This is a genomic window from Streptomyces sp. NPDC059499, from assembly GCF_042749285.1.
Classification (GTDB): domain Bacteria; phylum Actinomycetota; class Actinomycetes; order Streptomycetales; family Streptomycetaceae; genus Streptomyces.
In genome coordinates, this window is record NZ_JBHYTT010000012.1 from 52,744 (window position 1) to 69,963 (window position 17,220).

At 67.6% G+C, this 17,220-nt stretch carries 16 protein-coding genes and 3 pseudogenes; 12 read left to right on the plus strand and 7 right to left on the minus strand.

Features of this window, described 5'->3' with window-relative positions:
- The first annotated feature begins 543 nt into the window (after nt 1-543).
- The 6 genes and pseudogenes from ACFW9O_RS25575 to ACFW9O_RS25600 all read left to right on the plus strand — a co-directional run.
- Complete coding sequence (locus ACFW9O_RS25575) at nt 544-3,366, plus strand: AbfB domain-containing protein (RefSeq protein ID WP_384612426.1); 2,823 nt, start codon at nt 544-546, stop codon at nt 3,364-3,366.
- 312 nt (nt 3,367-3,678) lie between these two features.
- Nucleotides 3,679-4,086, plus strand: coding sequence for a hypothetical protein (locus ACFW9O_RS25580; RefSeq protein ID WP_384612428.1), 408 nt, complete (start codon nt 3,679-3,681; stop codon nt 4,084-4,086).
- 175 nt (nt 4,087-4,261) lie between these two features.
- Entirely contained in the window at nt 4,262-4,492 is a 231-nt protein-coding gene (locus ACFW9O_RS25585; RefSeq protein ID WP_384612429.1) for a DUF2945 domain-containing protein, read from the plus strand.
- A 658-nt stretch (nt 4,493-5,150) separates the two neighbouring features.
- Entirely contained in the window at nt 5,151-5,786 is a 636-nt protein-coding gene (locus ACFW9O_RS25590) for an LppX_LprAFG lipoprotein (protein WP_384612431.1), read from the plus strand.
- Nucleotides 5,787-6,235: 449 nt separating this feature from the next.
- On the plus strand, nt 6,236-7,189 hold the full coding sequence (locus tag ACFW9O_RS25595) for a hypothetical protein (RefSeq protein ID WP_384612433.1): 954 nt from the start codon (nt 6,236-6,238) through the stop codon (nt 7,187-7,189).
- An 81-nt stretch (nt 7,190-7,270) separates the two neighbouring features.
- Nucleotides 7,271-7,426 (plus strand): annotated as a pseudogene (locus tag ACFW9O_RS25600) (IS110 family transposase); the annotation flags it as partial.
- A 38-nt stretch (nt 7,427-7,464) separates the two neighbouring features.
- Here the strand turns inward: ACFW9O_RS25600 and ACFW9O_RS25605 are convergent.
- Together ACFW9O_RS25605 and ACFW9O_RS25610 are read right to left on the minus strand one after the other, a co-directional pair.
- On the minus strand, nt 7,465-7,899 hold the full coding sequence (locus tag ACFW9O_RS25605) for a lysine transporter LysE (protein ID WP_384612434.1): 435 nt from the start codon (nt 7,897-7,899) through the stop codon (nt 7,465-7,467).
- Between the two features lie 512 nt (nt 7,900-8,411).
- On the minus strand, nt 8,412-8,597 hold the full coding sequence (locus ACFW9O_RS25610) for a DUF6193 family natural product biosynthesis protein (RefSeq protein ID WP_384612436.1): 186 nt from the start codon (nt 8,595-8,597) through the stop codon (nt 8,412-8,414).
- A 120-nt stretch (nt 8,598-8,717) separates the two neighbouring features.
- On the opposite strand from ACFW9O_RS25610, the pseudogene ACFW9O_RS25615 reads away from it, so the two are divergent.
- From ACFW9O_RS25615 to ACFW9O_RS25625, 3 genes and pseudogenes are all read left to right on the plus strand, one after another.
- Nucleotides 8,718-8,792, plus strand: a pseudogene (locus tag ACFW9O_RS25615) (hypothetical protein); the annotation flags it as partial.
- A gap of 26 nt (nt 8,793-8,818) precedes the next feature.
- Nucleotides 8,819-9,016, plus strand: coding sequence for a hypothetical protein (locus ACFW9O_RS25620; protein WP_384612701.1), 198 nt, complete (start codon nt 8,819-8,821; stop codon nt 9,014-9,016).
- Nucleotides 9,017-9,024: 8 nt separating this feature from the next.
- Nucleotides 9,025-9,348: pseudogene (locus ACFW9O_RS25625) on the plus strand (IS5/IS1182 family transposase); the annotation flags it as partial.
- A gap of 133 nt (nt 9,349-9,481) precedes the next feature.
- Here the strand turns inward: ACFW9O_RS25625 and ACFW9O_RS25630 are convergent.
- Both ACFW9O_RS25630 and ACFW9O_RS25635 read right to left on the minus strand, forming a co-directional pair.
- Nucleotides 9,482-9,853, minus strand: coding sequence for a hypothetical protein (locus tag ACFW9O_RS25630; RefSeq protein ID WP_384612438.1), 372 nt, complete (start codon nt 9,851-9,853; stop codon nt 9,482-9,484).
- Between the two features lie 150 nt (nt 9,854-10,003).
- Entirely contained in the window at nt 10,004-10,765 is a 762-nt protein-coding gene (locus ACFW9O_RS25635; protein WP_384612439.1) for a PIG-L deacetylase family protein, read from the minus strand.
- Nucleotides 10,766-11,652: 887 nt separating this feature from the next.
- Between ACFW9O_RS25635 and ACFW9O_RS25640 the strand changes: the two genes are divergently transcribed.
- Nucleotides 11,653-12,210, plus strand: a complete 558-nt coding sequence (locus tag ACFW9O_RS25640) for a hypothetical protein (RefSeq protein WP_384612441.1) — start codon at nt 11,653-11,655, stop codon at nt 12,208-12,210.
- Nucleotides 12,211-12,308: 98 nt separating this feature from the next.
- Here the strand turns inward: ACFW9O_RS25640 and ACFW9O_RS25645 are convergent, their stop codons facing one another.
- Entirely contained in the window at nt 12,309-12,965 is a 657-nt protein-coding gene (locus ACFW9O_RS25645; protein ID WP_384612443.1) for a hypothetical protein, read from the minus strand.
- A 163-nt stretch (nt 12,966-13,128) separates the two neighbouring features.
- The gene (locus tag ACFW9O_RS25650; RefSeq protein WP_384612445.1) at nt 13,129-14,259 is read right to left on the minus strand and encodes a PP2C family protein-serine/threonine phosphatase; all 1,131 of its coding nucleotides are present in this window, start codon (nt 14,257-14,259) and stop codon (nt 13,129-13,131) included.
- A 336-nt stretch (nt 14,260-14,595) separates the two neighbouring features.
- On the opposite strand from ACFW9O_RS25650, the gene ACFW9O_RS25655 reads away from it, so the two are divergent.
- Nucleotides 14,596-15,201: a GPP34 family phosphoprotein gene (locus tag ACFW9O_RS25655; protein ID WP_384612447.1), complete on the plus strand. Its 606-nt coding sequence runs from the start codon at nt 14,596-14,598 to the stop codon at nt 15,199-15,201.
- Between the two features lie 206 nt (nt 15,202-15,407).
- On the opposite strand, the gene ACFW9O_RS25660 is transcribed toward ACFW9O_RS25655, so the two are convergent.
- Complete coding sequence (locus tag ACFW9O_RS25660; protein ID WP_384612449.1) at nt 15,408-16,223, minus strand: siderophore-interacting protein; 816 nt, start codon at nt 16,221-16,223, stop codon at nt 15,408-15,410.
- Nucleotides 16,224-16,345: 122 nt separating this feature from the next.
- Between ACFW9O_RS25660 and ACFW9O_RS25665 the strand changes: the two genes are divergently transcribed.
- Nucleotides 16,346-17,137, plus strand: a complete 792-nt coding sequence (locus ACFW9O_RS25665; RefSeq protein ID WP_384612450.1) for a helix-turn-helix domain-containing protein — start codon at nt 16,346-16,348, stop codon at nt 17,135-17,137.
- Nucleotides 17,138-17,220 lie beyond the last annotated feature (83 nt).

Below are 17,220 nucleotides of genomic sequence, written 5' to 3' on the forward strand. Positions count from 1 at the left end.
CGGCGTGCCGTCGACGGCCAGGATCATCCGGCCGAAGGCGATGCCGGCGGTTCGCACGGCCCCGGCCGACCTGGCGGGCGTCGTGAGTTCGCGAACCGCTGTACGCCACATGCACACCACCGGAACGAGCCCCCTGCGGAGATTTCGCAACTTCCCTCGCAACGCGCGTAGTTGCCCGCTCACACCCCTGAGTGGCCGGGGCTTGTCGGAGTCGCCCCGCAGCAGACTGCCGACCGGGGCACGGGGAAGCGCTTGCTGCGAACACGACGGCAGGGAGGGCGACTTGGCTGGTGTGCGGCGACAGCAGAGGGATCGAGAAAGTTTGCTTTTTGAGAGTTCCTGGGTGATTCCGTTGAAGTCTGTTCCGTGTTAGGTTCCCGATGCATCAGCCGGAGCCCTCTGTGTCCGGGCTGAGGCGCAGGGCTCGCTCGCCCTCGCATCAACGCCGCTCACCCCATCCCGCACGGACTCCCGCACACTGCAGTGGCCGGCGGCCTCGTGGTGCGCCGGACTCCGAGCCCCGTCCTGCCCTGGAGGAGTTCGATGCGTCGCGTCATCGCCTGTGTGGTGGCCTTGTTGGTGATGGTAGGAGGCCCTCTCTTCACCAGCTCGGCCTCCGCCGCCGTGGTGCCCAAGTCCCCACCGCTGACCACCCCGTGGACAAGTCAGGTGTCCACCACCGATCCTCTGCCGGAATACCCGAGACCTCAGATGACTCGGCAGGACTGGCAGTCGCTCAACGGGGAATGGGAGTTCCTCAACCCGCCGACCGACAGCTCCGGCAACGTCAACCGTAACGCGGCCCCGCCCGTGGGGCAGACGCTCCCTGAGCGCATCCTCGTGCCCTACCCGGTGGAATCGGCCCTGTCCGGCATCATGCGCAACGACAACCGTGACCTCATGTTCTACAAGCGCAGCTTCACCGTCCCGCAGAACTGGGGCGACAGGCGGGTGCAACTGCACTTCGGCGCCGTGGACTACGAGGCCACGGTCTGGGTCAACGGCACACAGGTCACCTCTCACAAGGGTGGCTACGACCGGTTCGAGGCGGACATCACCTCGCAACTCAGGAGCGGTGCAAACGAGTTGATCGTGCGGGTCTACGACCCGACCGACGGACGCGGTGAGAAGCAGCCGGTCGGCAAGCAGGTGAACAATCCCAGCGGCATCTTCTACACACCGACGTCAGGGATCTGGCAGACCGTGTGGATGGAACCCACTCCCACATCGTCGATCTACTCCGTCGACATCAAGCCGGACCTGTCGACCAACACGGCACGGGTTCGCGTCTTCACCCGCGGCAGCGTCAGCGGCCACACCGTCCTCGCCGAGGCGATGTCCGGCTCCCAAGTGGTGGGCCAGGCAACAGGCGGCTTCACCGAGTTCTCCGTCCCGGTGCCGAACGCCCGCCGCTGGTCACCCGACGACCCGTTCCTGTACGACCTGCGTGTCACCCTGCGCAACGCTTCCGGCGCCTCGGTCGACGGCGTCACCAGCTACTTCGGTATGCGTGAGATAGGCAAGAAGTTGGTCAACGGGGTCATGCGGCCCACACTGAACGGTGAGTTCGTCTTCCAGATCGGCACACTCGACCAAGGGTTCTGGCCGGACGGCCTCTACACGGCACCCACCGATACAGCCCTGGCATCCGACCTGCAGAAGCACAAGGAGCTCGGCTTCAACATGGTGCGTAAGCACATCAAGGTCGAGCCGGCCCGCTGGTACTACCACGCCGACCGGCTTGGGCTACTGGTGTGGCAGGACATCCCGTCCACGCCCGCCTTCGACCACAGCCGCACCCCGGCACAGACCGCGCAACTGGAGACCGAGGCGCGCGAGATCATCGACGAGCACCGCTTCTCCCCCGCTGTCGTCACCTACGTCCCGTTCAACGAGGGCTGGGGCGAGTGGGACCTCGCAGCCACCCGACAGGTCACCACCGACCTGGAGAACTACGACCCGACCCGCCTGATGAACCCGCACAGCGGGTACAACTGCTGCGACTCCAAGGGCGACCCCGGTACCGGCGACATCATCGACTGGCATGTGTACACCGGCCCCGACGCACCACGCCCCTCGGACACCCGCATCTCCGTTCTCGGGGAGTTCGGCGGCATCGGCCTGCGCACACCTGGCCACGAGTACAGCCCCGACGGACAGTTCTTCGCCTACGAGCAGGTCTCCAGCCGTGAGCAGTTGAACGACCGCTACACCGGCATGGTCCGTGATGTACAGCAACTGATGACCACCAAGGGCCTGTCGGCCTACGTCTACACCGAGATCACCGACGTCGAGGGCGAGTACAACGGACTGCTCACCTACGACCGGCGCATCCAGAAGGTCGACACGGACCAGCTTCGCGCGGCGCACAGCGCGCTGATCGGCGCCTCGCGCAACCTCAACTCCAGCCCGAGCCTCACTCTCGGACACGTCCGCTCGTTCAAGGTGACCACCCCCGGTTTCACCGACCGCTACCTCCGGCACGCGAGCTCTGCGGCCCGCACCGACGTACTGAGCTCCACCTCCGCCGACGGTGCACGTCAGGACGCCTCGTACCGCACCGTCCCCGGTCTGGCCGACCCGCGCTGCCACTCGTTCGAATCCGTCAACTACCCCGGCCGCTACCTCCGGCACGCCGACAGCCGGGTGCGCGTCGAGGCGAGCACCGGCGGCTCGTTCGCCTCGGACGCCACGTGGTGCAGCCGGCCCGGCCTCGCAGCGGGTGGCACGTCATTCGAATCGCTCAACTACCCCGGCAGCTACCTGCGGCACCATGCCGACAGTGTCTATCTCGCCCGCAGTGGCGGCCCGAATGCCTGGGACACTCCCACCGGCTTCACCGCCGATGCCACCTGGGACACCGCCGAACCCGCCCTGTGGCGGAGTTCCGCAGTGCTGGCCACCGACGTCAGGAAGTCACTGCGGGTGACCACCTGGGGCCACACCGACCGGTACCTGCGGCACGCCGACAGTCTGGCCTCCACGCAGGTCGTGGACGCGGGCAGCAGCACCCTGCTCAAGCAGGACGCCACGTACACGGTCCGGCGCGGACTCGCCGACTCGTCCTGCTACTCGTTCGAGTCCGTCAACTTCCCCGGCCAGTTCCTGCGCCACGCCGACAGCAGGGTGCGTAACTCGGCCGACGACGGCTCGCCGCTGTTCCGCGCGGACGCCACGTTCTGCGCCCGAGCGGGCATCGGCGGGACCGGAGTCACCTTCGAGTCCATCAACATCCCGGGCTCCTACCTGCGCCACTTCGAGTCCGCCGTCCACATCGCCTCGGGAGACGGTGCCACAGGCTTCAACCGCCCTCAGACCCTGGCCGCCGACAGCAGTTGGACCCTGGCGGCCCCTTGGGCGCCCTGACCCACCGCAGCGCCTGAGCGGCCCGGCCCGGAGCCGGAGGGAACGACAGTGGCTTACCACTGTGCCCGCCCCTGCGGAACTTCTCCGGTCCGGGCCCGGCCGCTCGTCAGGCCGTTCTCCGTAGGTTCTGCGTAGCGTTCAGTCCGCAATCGGATCCGAAGCCTCGCGGCCTTCCTCAAGGCCGCGGGCCTCCGAGACGGGGATCAGGCGCAGTTCTGGGTGCCGTCCGGGCCAGGGCCACCGACAGTTGAGAACGCACGTACGATCTCCGGCGGAACAGGGAAGCAGCCAGTCGACAAACGGGGAACTCTCATGCAATGGACCGCCCGACAGGAATTCGACCGCTGGGCCGGACGGCAGCAGAGTTGGGGTGTCGGCCTGATGACAGTCTCGGCAGCGCTGTTCCTCTGGCTCGGGTACCTGCTGTCGATGCCGTTCACCGTGCACGACTACCAAGACGAAATCGCTTGTGAGGCACCCTTGTTCTACGAAAGCGAGAGCACGTCGTACAGCGAAGGTACGCCGAGGTTGTGCAGCGTCGAGCGGGACTGGCCCGACCTCCTCGCGATCGGATTCCTGGCTGTGCCCCCCGCAGTAGCGGGCGCGGCGCTGTTCACTAGTGGGAGCGCGCGCAAGCGCTCGAGCGCTCATGTCTTCCGCATCCTCGAGATGCAGGATTCCGAAGACCGTGCCCGGCAGAAGGCGCGCCCCAAACCGTGATACCGGACGTCCTCGAGACGTTGTTGTACGAGCCGGGGTGAGGCGTCGGCGCCTCGGGTCCCACGTCACCGAAGGGGCCATGCCAGGCCACCGGCCGAGCGGATGCGCGGCAGGGCTGTCCGCACGACGCTGGATGGGCACAGTGGGGATCGACCGCGCCTACGAGGAGGTTGTTGTGACGGAGAAGGACGACAAGCCGAAAAAGGGCGACAAGGTGACCTGGAAGAGCCACGGCCAGGAGGTGACGGGCAAAGTCACCAGGAAGCACACGGACCGCACTCGTGCAGCCGGGCGGACCGTCGACGCCTCGAAGGAGGAACCGCAGTACGAGGTGGAGAGCGACAGGACCGGCCGCTCCGCCGTGCACAAGCCCGGTGCTCTGCGGAAGAAGCGTGGCGGCTCCTGATCGGCTGCTCACGGCGCTCCGCACACGCACACAGGTCACATGAAGGTGCGCCGTATCGATCAGACGGCCATCACTCCGTACGTCCCACGTTCTCCGACAGTTCCCGCAGCCGCCGGGTCGCGGCGCGAATGCCGCGCCCGTGGCGCACGAACCCCGCCCGGGGGTCCCTGTCGAGGCCCGGCGGTCGAGACGGCGCGGCTTGCCGAAGCGGCTCAGCCATCGATGCGGGGTAAGGCACGCCTGGCTCGCAAGGTGACCGGGGTCGCGGAGTCGCCACAGGCCACGTGCGGCCGAGCGAGCGCTGCCCCAGCGCCGAGCGGCTCACGGCCCGCCCCTGTCCTGCAGAATCACCCGCCGTACCCGATGTCACGTCAGGAGCCGTGAAGGACAGGGCGGCAGGGCCAGATCCCCAAGTCCCGTCTCCGGTTTCGTGCGAGGATCTACAGGCCCGCTCGGGCTCCACCCTGCCGCACCGCCGAAACGAATCCTCGGAGAGCCCATGCGCCGCGCCCACCTTCTCTCCGCTTCTCTCCTTCTGCTCTGCACTGCCTGTTCCGGCGGTCCGGAATCCGACTCGGAGGACGGAGCGAAGAAGGCCGCGGATCATGCCGCGGCCGTGCGCGCCGCGATAGGGAGGACGAGCGCGAACAGCGTCCGCGTGGCAGAGAAGATTGAGCTGCAGTCCACCGACAGCCCCACGACGTACGTGTTCACGATCACCGGCGCCTTCGACCTGGCGGGTGACACAGGTCGGCTCACGGTGGAGATCGAGGACAGCGGCATCGATCCTGTCGAAGAGGTCTTCGTCGGCGACACCGTCTATGTGCGGGGCTCGCGGGCGGTGGACGAGGGCAAGTGGGCCTCGGCCGTCCGGAGCGACGCACTGACCCGATATTTCCTGCGGGCGCCGCTGAACGACCCCGAGCACCTGCTCCGCCAGATGGAGGCGATGCGGCAGGTGTCGAACGAGGGCACGGAGCAGGTGAACGGCGCCCCTGCGGTGCACTACCGGGGAACGATCGACCATGCCACCGCGACGCTCCGGATGACTACGGAGACGAAGCAGAAGATGGACGACCTGCGGGAGAAGCTGGGCGACGACATGCCTGTGTACGCGGACGTATGGGTCGACGGGAAGGGGCGGGCGGTCCAGGCCCGACTGTCCTACTTCGGCGGCATGAAGGCCACGGCGACGATGACGCTGTCCGACTTCGGGACGCCGGTGAGCGCCGACGCGCCGCCGGCCGGTCAGGTCGTCCCTGTGACGGCGGGCGAGGACATTCTGCTGGCCTGAGTGGATCCAGCCCGGCGGGGGCCACCCTGGACGGCAGTCAGGACCGAGGGCGTCGGCGAGGGACGTCACCACCGGTAGGCGCGGCGGTCGGGCGGACCGGTTCGCCGCGTATCTGCGTCCTCACAGCCCCGATCTGCGGTAGGTCAACCTCGCTGTATGGATGGGTTCACCACAGTGCCGGGCCTGGTTGCTCGGCGACTCGGCCTATCCGGCTGCCGTTGTGCGCAGTCATGTCCACCGCGCCCTGGGTGGTCTGGAGCCCGCCGCCGGTGTCCGGGACCTCTGTACAACATCACCGCCGAACGGACTTGGAAGGCCTTCTCATGACCCGTACCACCCCACCACGCCCCCTCGATGTGGAAGCGGCTTTCCCCGCCCTTTCAGCCCACCGGCGCACGGCCACCCGCCTGCATCCCCGTCACGGCGCTCCCAGGGCACAGGAAAGTTCGGTGGCGGGCCCTCTGCTGTGGCCGGCCGTCGAACCGTGGCCGGTGTGCACGGCCGTGCACCCGCAGGGCAGGGGGTATCTCCTCGCCGACGTGAGGCTGCGCCGTCGGATCCAGGAGGACTCTCGGGGACGGGAGTACACCGAGGAGGAACTGCGCCTGCTCGACGGCATGACCCGGGCCAACCACGTCCCGGGCCTTCGTGAGGACGACCCGTTGCCGATGCTGGCCGTTGCCCAGCTGTACGTACGAGATGTTCCGGATCTTGTGGGACCCGAGGGCCAGGACCTCCTACAGGTCTTCTGGTGCCCCTTCGAGGTGCACGGCGACGACCGCACCATCGACGTCGTGCTCAAGTGGCGGCACTCCGCCGACGTGGGCGCCGTACTCACACCGCAGCCCGAGCCTCCGGTGGCCGGCCGCGCGGAATGCGTCCCGACCATGTGTGTCGTGCACCCGGAGCAGGTCGTGGAATACGAGTACGTCGGATTGCTGGACGAGGCGCTTCAGGAGGAGATCGACGAGTGGGAAGCAGGCCTTCTCGACGAGGAAGGTGAGGACGAGGATGGTTCTTCCCCACAGGCCGACTACGCGACGTACGAGGACTATGTGGCGGCGATGGCCGCGGCCCAGGCCGAGGAACCGGAGGAGGTCGACTACATGAGCGATCTGTCGATCGCGCCCGGTTGGAAAGTCGGTGGCTTCGCCTCCTGGCATTTGACCGATCCTGCTCCGGTCGACTGCCGGGCATGCGGTACAGCGATGCCGCCTCTGCTCACCGTGGACCAGTGGGAGTGCGACAGTGCCTCACGCAGCTGGCTGCCGGTCGAGGACCGCGATGCCGACAACGACCCCCACATCATCGACCCGGTCGGTGTCTATCTCGGGCGCGGTCTGATGCGCGTGCACACGTGCCCCATCGATCCGGCCCACCCACACCGCCTGAGCTTTCAGTAGGCCGTCCGGGCCGTGATGGGTTGTGGGCGTCGATCCAGTCGGCCGCTACTGACGCCGTGGCAGAGGTGGTCGCCGGGGTGCCGCATCCTCGGGCCGCGTCTGGACCACGCCGCGGTGACCTGGCTGCTAGAGCGCTACGGATCCCCGGCCTCGCTGCGGAAATTCGGTCGCCGCAGGCTCGTCGAGGTGATCCGGCCCAAGGCCCCGCGCATGGCCACCCGGCTGATCGACGACGTATGACCGGCCTCGGTCTCGCGTGACTGAGCCAAACGGCCTCACAGGCAGTCGCATCCTGCTGCGTAGAACAGCAGGGAGGGGGCCGTCACGGTGAAACCGACAGCGGTCAGGGCAGCGAGGCCCCGACGGCGCCCCTTCGCTGGAGCGCGCAAGGTCTGCCAGGCGCCGTGGGCGAGGAAGAGGCTGAGGAGCCCGGACCCCGCGATGGTGAAGCATGGGCTGAAGGACCAGCTCAGGTAGGCGATCAGAGCCAGGCAGCCGAGCAGGGCGCAGGCGAGCAGGCTGAGGATCACCTCGGCGACGGCTTCTCCCACCGTCTCGACCAGGAAGTCGCCGACGCCTTTCGCTGCCCTGCGGACCCCTACGGCGCGCCTCCACCCTCGCGTCGACGGCCCCGAGTGGGGCCTGGTATGGAGGACCCCCGCCGAGCCGGAATGGTTGCCGAGGTGCTCAAGAGTTGCCAACTGCGGCACACAGTCACACCTTGACGAAGGACATAGAGAGGCACCCCCTCGAGGGGCCGCTCCACAACGCGTTGGTACTCTCCGCATCTACGGCGCGGCAGATGGGGAGATGGTGGTGCGAACAGAACCGTCGAATCCTCCGAGCCGCCGGATCAGAGGAACGGGCCTTGGGGTCCTCTTCGGTGGGCTGACCGCGATGGTGGCCATCGCTGCCATTGGGAGGGCATGGGCTGCTTGTGACATCGGCATCAGCGCAAGCGCCAACACCATGACTTTGCTGCTTCTCATGCCTCTGATATGGATCGCCGCTGTGGTTCCATGGGTGATCCTGCACAGCACCCTCGGAAGACGTCATCGCAGGTCAGCGCATGCTACGGGGCTCATCTTCACCCTGTGGTTCACCTGGTTCCTCGTCACATGGCTCGGCATACCGGACGCCTACCCCGCCCCGACGTGCCCGGCCAACGTTCCGCCCTGGTGGCCGAGTTTCATCCCGGCATGACTCCGGTCGGACGATTCTTTTATCCCGATCTGCCCCAGAAGGAGTCCGCCCCTTGCCAGGGCTTCTCCACCGCAGCCCCGCAGTCGCTCGGGAGGTGTGCGACGACGAGCGCAACAGCCTCCTGTGGTGTGGCCACCTCGCCGAGGAGTTCGGCGTAGCGAGCGCCGGCGCCATACACCAGGTATCCCTCTACTCCGCTGGCCATGTAGCTCGGCGAGAGGCTAGGACGCTTCCTGTGGATCATCTGATCGTTTGTTGATGTGTGTCGTTGACTGACGCCCAGTGGGGGCCTCGGCGGGGTGGGCGGTGGCGTGATCACCGGCAGGTGATCGACGCGATTGCGTTCAAGTACCGCACTGGGACACCGTGGATGGACCTGCCCGAGCACTTCGGTTCATGGAAGGGCGCCCACAACCGACTGCGCATGTGGGCGGCCAACGGCACCTGGGAGAGGGTCTTCACCACCTGTTCGCCCAGGCCGACGCCGAGGGCGACATCGATTGGGTCATCGCGGTCGACTCCACCGTCGTCCGCGCGCACCAGCACGCCGCCGGGGCCCGTCAAAAGGGGCTCCAGCCGGTGAGCCGGACGGCCATGCCCTCGGACGCTCCCGTGGCGGACTGACCACCAAGATCCACCTCGCCGCCGACAGCCGCTGCCGGCCGCTGGCCTTCGTGCTCACGCCCGGACAGGCCGGGGACACACCCGCGTTCTCCGAGGTCATGGCTCGCTTACGGGTGCCCCGGCCGCTCGGTCGGCCCAGGATCACGCCAGACGTGGTCCTGGCCGACAAGGCGTACTCGCCCCGCGCGGATCCGCACCCATCTTCGCCGACGTGGGATCCGAGCCGTGATCCCGCAGCCCCCGACCAGGCCTCCAACCGCAACCGTCTCGGCAGCCCAGGCGGCAGACCACCGGCCTTCGACCGCGACGCCTACAAGCAGCGCAACACGGTCGACCGGTGCATCAACAAGCTCAAGCAGTGGCGCGGACTGGCCACCGCTACGACAAACCGCCACCATCTACCTCGCCGGACTCCACCTCGCCGCCATCTTCATCTGGTCAGCAAGGTGATGCCAGTCGAGCTGCCTAGACCCAGCCTTCGTCAAGGTGAACCGTCCAGGTGTCTCCCACTGCCCGGTGCAGTTCAACCAAGACCGCCACATTCGCGATGGCCGCTGGCGCGTCGGACAGCCGCAGTGGGGAGTCAGGAACGCCGCTGCGCAGGTAAGTGGGCAGCTCGCCGTTGCAGTTGAAGGTGTGAAGCGGCAGGGGACCAGCGTCGAACCACGCGGGGCAGTTCTCTTCCGCCCACGCAGCAGCGGCATCGACACGATCCACATGCGCCAGCAGGTGCTCCGGAGCAGGACCGTCGCTGAAGTGCACGAGGAAACCGTGAGCGTCCACCGCCCACCAATCCCACGTGAATCCAGGCCGAGGGTGCCGCAGGATCGTCGTCATGCAGCCACCGTATCCAGGCTGCACAAAGACCGGTGAGGATGATCCACAGGAAACGTCCTGGGTGCCCTCCACGAGTAGTCATCATTCGGCGTGCCCGACCGAACTTGGTTCAGAGATCTTGACGGTACGTGGTCTGCGGGTGACCTCGCGTCAGTCCTGCTCGTCTTCTGTGAAGAACTCCGGTGGTGCCTGGAAGTCGTGGGCTCGGAACAGGACGGCGTGCTCGACTCCGATGGTCTTGCCGCTCATCGCGGTGAACTTCGGGATGAGGTCCTCGGGGGCGGGGTGATCAGGGAGCGCGGCAAGGTACGCGGCATGCGCCTTGAGGGAGGCGATGCCGCGGCGCAGCGGCTCACCCGTGACCTCGACGCCGTGGGTTGCACCGGTGCCGACGAGCCCGGGGAGAAGGAGCCAGCGCGCGGAGTGCGGTTCGAGGTCCTCCTCGTCGACCTGCTCCGGGAAGACCCACCGGTTGCCCGCGTCGCGCACGGCGTCGAGCGTCGCAAGCCCGGCCGCGCGGTGGTCCGCCTGGTCGAAGCCCCAGGGCGCCTCGATCTCCCAACCGGTGCCGAGTACGACGTCGGGCTTGAACCGGCGGATCTCCCGGCAGATGTCACGGCGCAGGTCGAGGCCGTAGACGAGCACACCGTCCGGATGTTCGAGAATGGTCAGGTGCTCGACACCGACGACGGCACAGGCAGCCCGTTGCTCGGCGACCCGTAGGCGTGCCGTCTCCTCGGGAGGGTTCGGCATGCCGGCCTCCCCGCGGGTGAGCAGGAGATAGCCGACTTCGATGCCGCGCGCTGTCCAGTGGGCAACGGCCGCAGACGTGCCGTACTCCATGTCGTCGGGGTGCGCGACAACGCAGAGAACGCGGCGGAAGGACTCCTCCGGCAGGGCAGGCAAGATCATGTCGCCCATCCTTCCGCATTGAGGGCCGACCGTCCGCAGTGACGTGCCGAAGAGCCTCCGAACAGAGAGCAGCGTTCGATGCTCTGCCCGCTGACCACCGGAGTCGGTGGGTAACTCTGGCGTTCAGTCCGGGCGTCCAGTTCTGAGCGACCCGGTGAACCAGCGCATGTGCTGAGGTGCACAGGCGACCACGAAACCGAGGCTCCCGTCGTGACACTCGGCAATGCTCGAAGGGAGGGGTGATCCGGGAGTCGGATCGAGTCCGCTTGCGGATCTGGCGTACCTCGATGTGTTCGGCCGGCAGAGCGCGACGCGCGAGGGTCTTCACCTCGGTAGGCGATATATGCAGAGAACTTCTGGAGGCCGCGATGAAGACCACGACTGGACTGCAAAAGGGGCGGTCGCCGAGGATGCATGCCTCGAAGAGAACCTCACCTCCCTCAGCGAAGGCGCGAGCCTCAGCCCTCGCCCGCCGTCTGCCACCGAAGCCGGGGACGAGGGAACCCGCCACCACGTCGATCAGGAACGCGATCACCTGGGCACCCACTACTGGTTGGCGATGCGCACCTTCGCACGCCGCTCGCTGAAACCAAGGACACATAGCCCTCGCGCAGCGCAGTTGCCGCCGCCCCTTGCCCGGTCGCAAGGCTCGCGCCCAAGGACGCTTTCAGTCAAGCGCCTGGCCGGTGGGAGTGACAACCTCCCTATCGACCATTGCGCCGCGTCCGCACCCTCGCGTCGCAGCTCGTTCACCAGCTTCCCGAAGGCCCTCCGGCTCAGCCCTGTGAACGGGGGCTACCCAGACACCTCAGGGCCCCAACACGTCAAACTGCGCTTGGCGCCCGCTGTGTAGCCTGTCGACTGTTCGAACGGGATGAGGGTGAGACGTGGAGACCTTGGTGGAGGAGGGCGTCGCGAAGGCGCTGCTTGACGGAGGCGGCGAGGCAATTCGCCTGTACGTCTCCGCCTGCACCGAACGCATGGCACCCCTGTTCGTGGGCCTGCGGGCGGGCGCGCCGGGGCGGGAAGCCGACCTGGACTTCTATGTGGAGTCCGTGCGCGATCTTTGGTGTGCCGACCGGCCTCTCGCCGACGCCGCCGAGCGTGTAAGCCTGCTGGAACGGTTCCCCGAGCTTCAGCCGAACGAGCTGGAAATCACTGATGTCGCCGACACCTATGCCTTCTTCGCCGTCCTCTGCCTGCGTCATGCCTTGCTGGCCCACGGGGCAGGAAACGCCGAGGACGCCGTTTCCTGCGGCCATACGGCGCTCACCGCGATGGGGATGCTGGACCAGAACGTGGCGGGCGCCGGCCTTCTCGCCGAGGAACAACGGCTCCAGTCACTCTCGCTGAGCGGTCACGCCTCAGGTCTGTGGGACGCGAGCGTCGCGGCAGGGCGGGAGAGGTTCCGGTCTGTGCTGGGTCGACTTTCTCGGCCGGTCTGAACGGCCCCCGCAGGTCACCCGAAGCACCACCGTGCTCGATCTGGCGACGCTCATGGTCTCATCCTCGCCGGTGGCGTCCCTTGGGTGCGTCTGTGTGCTCAGTCTGTGAGGAAGGCACCTCTGCAGCAGGCGCGGCAGACGAAGACGTAGCCCAGCTGGCCGCCGAGGTTCATCGCGGTCTGTCTGGAGATCCCTTCCTCCAGATGTGCCGCGAATTCCGTCGTGCCGGCGCAGGAGGCGCATGTGGGCAGTCGGTCGTCCTCGAGGTAGGAGGGGCTGCCTCCGAGCGATCCGAGCACTTCGCGTTGCTTCCCGAATCCTTCCTCGGGTTCCCACTTCCATCCCGAGCGGGCAAGGTCGTATGCATCAGGCGCGAGGTCGTCGTGCTCTTCACGCTCTTCGTGCTCTTCGTGCTCCTCGGGATCGAACGGAACGGCGTGGATGCGGATGGCTGAGGTGGCGGGCAGGAGCGTTACCCCCTTCTCGGGCACGGCCACTGGCTGCAGTCCCTCCCGGGGGAACAGGTAGACCCGGTTCGCGCCGGAGGTCGCGTCCCACGAATCGCAAGCGCCGGGATCGTTCTGGCACACGAATACCGACAGGGCGCCGTACTCCACAGGGAGGTGGGCGAAGAACTGCAGCGGCCCTCCGCAGGAGGACCCGCACATGGGCCAGGTGAAACCTGCGGGAGCCAGGGGCACGCCCCCGGTACGCAGGACATCGGAGTCGGCCGGTGCGGTGCCGTCGTAGATCATCAGAGTCGTCTGCATGGCGGCAGACTACGGGTGGCCTATGACACGAACCTGTCCGAGCGTCGGCTCGCTGCGAGACCGAATCACGACCTCGTCGAGGATATGCGCTGGGCACACGGGCGGCGGTGGCCCGACGCCAGCAGGGCCGGCTCGGCACAGCACCTCCTCAGTAACCCTCACGAGGGCGCTCCTTCAGCGTGAGGGCGAGAACGGCCTGGTCGTCGTCACATTCCTTCGACCAGCGCTCCGTGTCTGCCCGTACGAAGGAAACGACGTCCGCAGGGTCTGGTCCTGCTCCTCCGCCCCCGAAACGCTGCGCGAGGCGCTCAAGCACCGGATAGAAAGCTCCCTGCGCGTCTCGCGCTTCGCTCACCCCGTCCGTATACACGACAACCACCTCACCGGGGAGCAGCGGATGCACCGTCGTCTCCGCCGCGCCGCCGGGAGACAGCCCACCCAGTGCCAGCGGCAGCGCGGGCGCGGTGACCAGTCGCCGTACGCCCTCCGGGCCGACAACGACGGGCGCCGGGTGCCCACGGCCGAGGACACGAACCTCGCCACCCGAGGGCGGGAACTCCAGCACCAGTGCTGTGACGAAGAGTTCGGGGTCGTACTCGACACCGACCGGAGCGTTGCGGGCGATGCTGAGTTCCAGCCGCTCCGCCAGCCTGCCCAGGTCCTGCCACTCGTGCGCGCAGACCCGGAAGCTGCCCAGGACCGCCGCCACCGTCTGTACCGCGCCCAGCCCCTTGCCCCGTACGTCGCCGATGATCGCCCGCACCCCGAAGGGCGTCACACATACGTCGTACAGGTCGCCGCCGACGAGGGTGCCTCCTTCGCCCGCCGCGTAGAACGCGGCGGCCCGTACCTGCCCGAGCCTGCGCGGCACCGGGCGGAGCAGGCCGCGCTGCATCGCTTCTGCGACCGAGTTCGCGCGGATCAACTGCTGTCTGACCCGCTCCCTCTGCCACGCCAGGGCCGTGCTGGCGATTCCGATGAGCAGCGTGCCCACGTACAACGCAATGTGGTGCTGCTCATGGAAGTGGCCGGGGCGCAGGGCGGCGAAAAGCATCTGCAGCCCCAGACAGACAACCGCCGACAGCGCCGTCCCCCTCGGGCCGCGCGTCGCCGCGGCAAGCGGAGGGACCCCGATGAGCAGGAAACTCACGGGCTCCCGTCCACGCAGGACCAATTCGGCGGTCACGTCGGCCACCACTACGGCGAACGGCAGCCACCACACCCACCCCTGACGCGGCAACAGGGACCGGCGGCCGTTCGGAGAACGCTTGCGAGGCATGGGGTGAACCCTAAGAGCCCGCAACACGATCTTGCTGAGATGACATGGCCGGGCGTGACCGGTGTGAGGATTCGACCGTTCGGATGGAAGCATCCCGCGAGTCGGCGCAGCTGCTTCCACCATCTCGGTACATGCGCGACGGAGACGAGGGCGCCCGGCACACCAGCCTTTCTCGCTGAGCGCCCAAAGAAGCCTCCGCAGCCTCGCGAAAGGGCTTCGGCTGCGTGGGCGGGGGCGATACTGATCGTGACAGTCGCTCCACCGCCGGACCGGCCTCGGACACGTGCCGGGGCGCTGGGTGCGCACCATTGTCGATGTCTCCGAGGGGAGCCGTTCATGACCACGGCGAAAGACCTTTTCATCATCAGCATGGACCCGGGCTCGAAACATTCTGTGGGTCAGGGTGACCTGTCGCTCGCACTCGCCGGAGCCGAGCTGATCGATCTCATCGGTACAGAGGCAGTCGCTTTGGAAGGCGACCGCATCGTGCCGGGTGGACCGCCGACTCTGGAAGATCGGCTCATGGGCGAGGCGGCGGCAGGGCTCACTCGGCAGGCGCCCTTCGAACGGATCGAGGACTGGCTGTGGCGCCGGGGCCAAGACCTCTCGGCCGCGTACCAGGCAGCCCTGGAGGAGGACGGTGAACTGGCCCGGAAGCGAAGCGGCCGGTTGCCCTTCGGCTCGGAACGCGTGGAACCGGTCGATACGCCCGCGCGTCGTCGGGCAGCGGACCGCTGGAAGGAGAAGGAACCCGTCCTTGCCGCCCTCGCCTCGGTCGTGGGCATCGACGGCGACCAGGCCGACGATGAGCCCGGCCTCGATGACGAGGCGGTGACGACTGTGGTGGCCGTTGTCCACGACGCGGTGATGGAGCTGGAGGCCGTACGCCAGAGGCGGTCCATCGAGAACTCGGCCTTCGCCAACCTCTGGCGCGGACCGTGAGTGCGGGTCCGGGCTCGAGCTCGGGTCCGGGTCCGGGTTCGGGCTCGGGTCCCGGTTCGGGCTCGGGTCCCGGTTCGGGTTCCGGTTCGGAGCACAGTCGAGTGCGACCGTTCTGAACCACCTGTCCGGCCGCGTCTTCGCGCTCGCGGCTTTCGGCCGGTTCAGCGCGGGTGGGGTGGAGCCGGCATCCGGGCGATCCGGCGTGATCAGAGACTGGCTCTGTTGTAGGTGAAGTAGCCGCGGAAGCAAATGTCGGACTTGGGAACCTGGCGTTCGCCGACGAGGTGCCGGCGAACGCCGGTGGCCAGCGAGGACTCGCCCGCAGTCCAGGCGTAGAAGCGGCCGTCGGGAAGCCGGGCCTGCCGTACCGCCTGCAGGGCGAGGGCGCCGGGTTTCGCGCAGGGTTCCGCACGGGGCAGCCAGTGGATGTTGGTGCCTGGGGGCGCGACGACGTCGTCGCGTATGTCCTCGCGGGCCGGAACTTCCAGGAAGACTTCGGCAGGCAGCGTGCCGGCGGAACTTTCCAGAATGGCGAGGATCGCCGGCAGTGCGGTTTCGTCGCCGACGAGTAGCTGCCATGCGGCGTCGGGGGTGGGTGCGTAGCTGTATCCCTCGTCGAGGAACGCCACTTCGGCCCCAGGTCCGGCGGCCTGGGCCCACCTGGTTCCGGGGGCGTCGGATCGCGGGGAGCCGTTGCTCTCATGGAGTGAGATTTCGATGTCGAATGCCGACAGCTCTGGTCTGAAGCGCCGGATCGAGTACGTCCGGACGCGCGGGCGTGGCTTGGAGCCCTGCAAGGTGAGCTGGAGGATCCACCGTTCGCTGGTGGGCAGGAAGACGTCGTCAGCGTCGGGATCGGCGAAGAAGAGGCGGCCGGACTGGTCGTACCCGGACTGCGTCAGGTACTGGACATCGTCTCCGCCCAGCGTGATGGACATGAAGTGCGGGCTGATCTGCCTGCGGGCGAGGACGGTCAGCGACAGCATCCGCCGCCTGTGCGGGCGCTGGATTCGAGAAGGCATCGTCAGCAGCTCTCTCGGCTGCGTGCCTGGGCGTCAGTACTCATGAGGTAACTTTCGGCTCCACCGCTACTACCGGACCACCGGTAAACCGACGTCTGATACCGAAAGGCCGCCAACGTTCGATGACGCCCTCAGCACCGGAAGAAACGACGCTTCAGGGCGCCGCGTGGCTGCCGCACGGCTATCAACTCGATCCTCATTCACACACGCAGGGGCAGCTCGTGTACGCCGCTGCCGGCACGCTGGCCACTGTGACCGAGCGCGGAACCTGGGTCGCCCCGGCCAACCGTGTCACGTGGACACCCCCGCGGTTCGCTCACTCCCATCGCTTGTACGGCCGAACCGACATCCGTCTCCTGACCGTTCCGGTACACCTGTGCGGTCGGCTCGTCGACCATCCCAGCGTCTTCGCTGTCAGCCCCCTGCTACGTGAGGCGATCCTGGCGCTGACCGACAAGCCGGAGCGAGGTCCCGGCGCGCACAAGCGACTGCTCGCAGTGATCGTGGACGAGCTCGCCGACGAGGCCGAGCAGTCCCTGCATCTGCCCGAACCCAGCGATGACAGGCTGAGCGCCGCCACTGCTCTCCTCCACGAAGATCCGGCCCGGCCCGCCACCTTGGCGGAACTTGGGCGCGCAGTCGGGGCGAGCGAGCGCACCCTGAGCCGGCTGTTCCACACCGAACTCAGCATGAGCTTCCACCGCTGGCGCACCACCCTGCGTATCCACCACGCCTTGGGCCACCTCACCGACGGGATGTCGGTCACCGAGACCGCGATGGCGTGCGGCTGGTCCAATCCCTCCAGCTTCATCGACGCGTTCACCGAGGTGGTCGGCCAGACCCCCGGCCGCTACCAGGCGGACCTGCGCAAGGACGAAGGTGGCCGCGCGCCGGCTTGGCGCGACCAGGCGTAACCGGATCCGGCAGTGATTCGGCAGTCCACCGATGTCGGCGGCTTTTCGGTATCAGCTGTTCGATCACCGGTGGTCCGCCCGTT

Bases quoted from the DNA above. Each gene is read 5' to 3' on its own strand.
- ACFW9O_RS25575 (WP_384612426.1), top strand. From the start codon at position 544: ATGCGTCGCGTCATCGCCTGTGTGGTGGCCTTGTTGGTGATGGTAGGA.
- ACFW9O_RS25580 (WP_384612428.1), top strand. From the start codon at position 3,679: ATGCAATGGACCGCCCGACAGGAATTCGACCGCTGGGCCGGACGGCAG.
- ACFW9O_RS25610 (WP_384612436.1), bottom strand. From the start codon at position 8,597: ATGGCCAGCGGAGTAGAGGGATACCTGGTGTATGGCGCCGGCGCTCGC.
- ACFW9O_RS25630 (WP_384612438.1), bottom strand. From the start codon at position 9,853: ATGACGACGATCCTGCGGCACCCTCGGCCTGGATTCACGTGGGATTGG.
- ACFW9O_RS25635 (WP_384612439.1), bottom strand. From the start codon at position 10,765: ATGATCTTGCCTGCCCTGCCGGAGGAGTCCTTCCGCCGCGTTCTCTGC.
- ACFW9O_RS25645 (WP_384612443.1), bottom strand. From the start codon at position 12,965: ATGATCTACGACGGCACCGCACCGGCCGACTCCGATGTCCTGCGTACC.
- ACFW9O_RS25650 (WP_384612445.1), bottom strand. From the start codon at position 14,259: ATGCCTCGCAAGCGTTCTCCGAACGGCCGCCGGTCCCTGTTGCCGCGT.
- ACFW9O_RS25655 (WP_384612447.1), top strand. From the start codon at position 14,596: ATGACCACGGCGAAAGACCTTTTCATCATCAGCATGGACCCGGGCTCG.
- ACFW9O_RS25660 (WP_384612449.1), bottom strand. From the start codon at position 16,223: ATGCCTTCTCGAATCCAGCGCCCGCACAGGCGGCGGATGCTGTCGCTG.
- ACFW9O_RS25665 (WP_384612450.1), top strand. From the start codon at position 16,346: ATGACGCCCTCAGCACCGGAAGAAACGACGCTTCAGGGCGCCGCGTGG.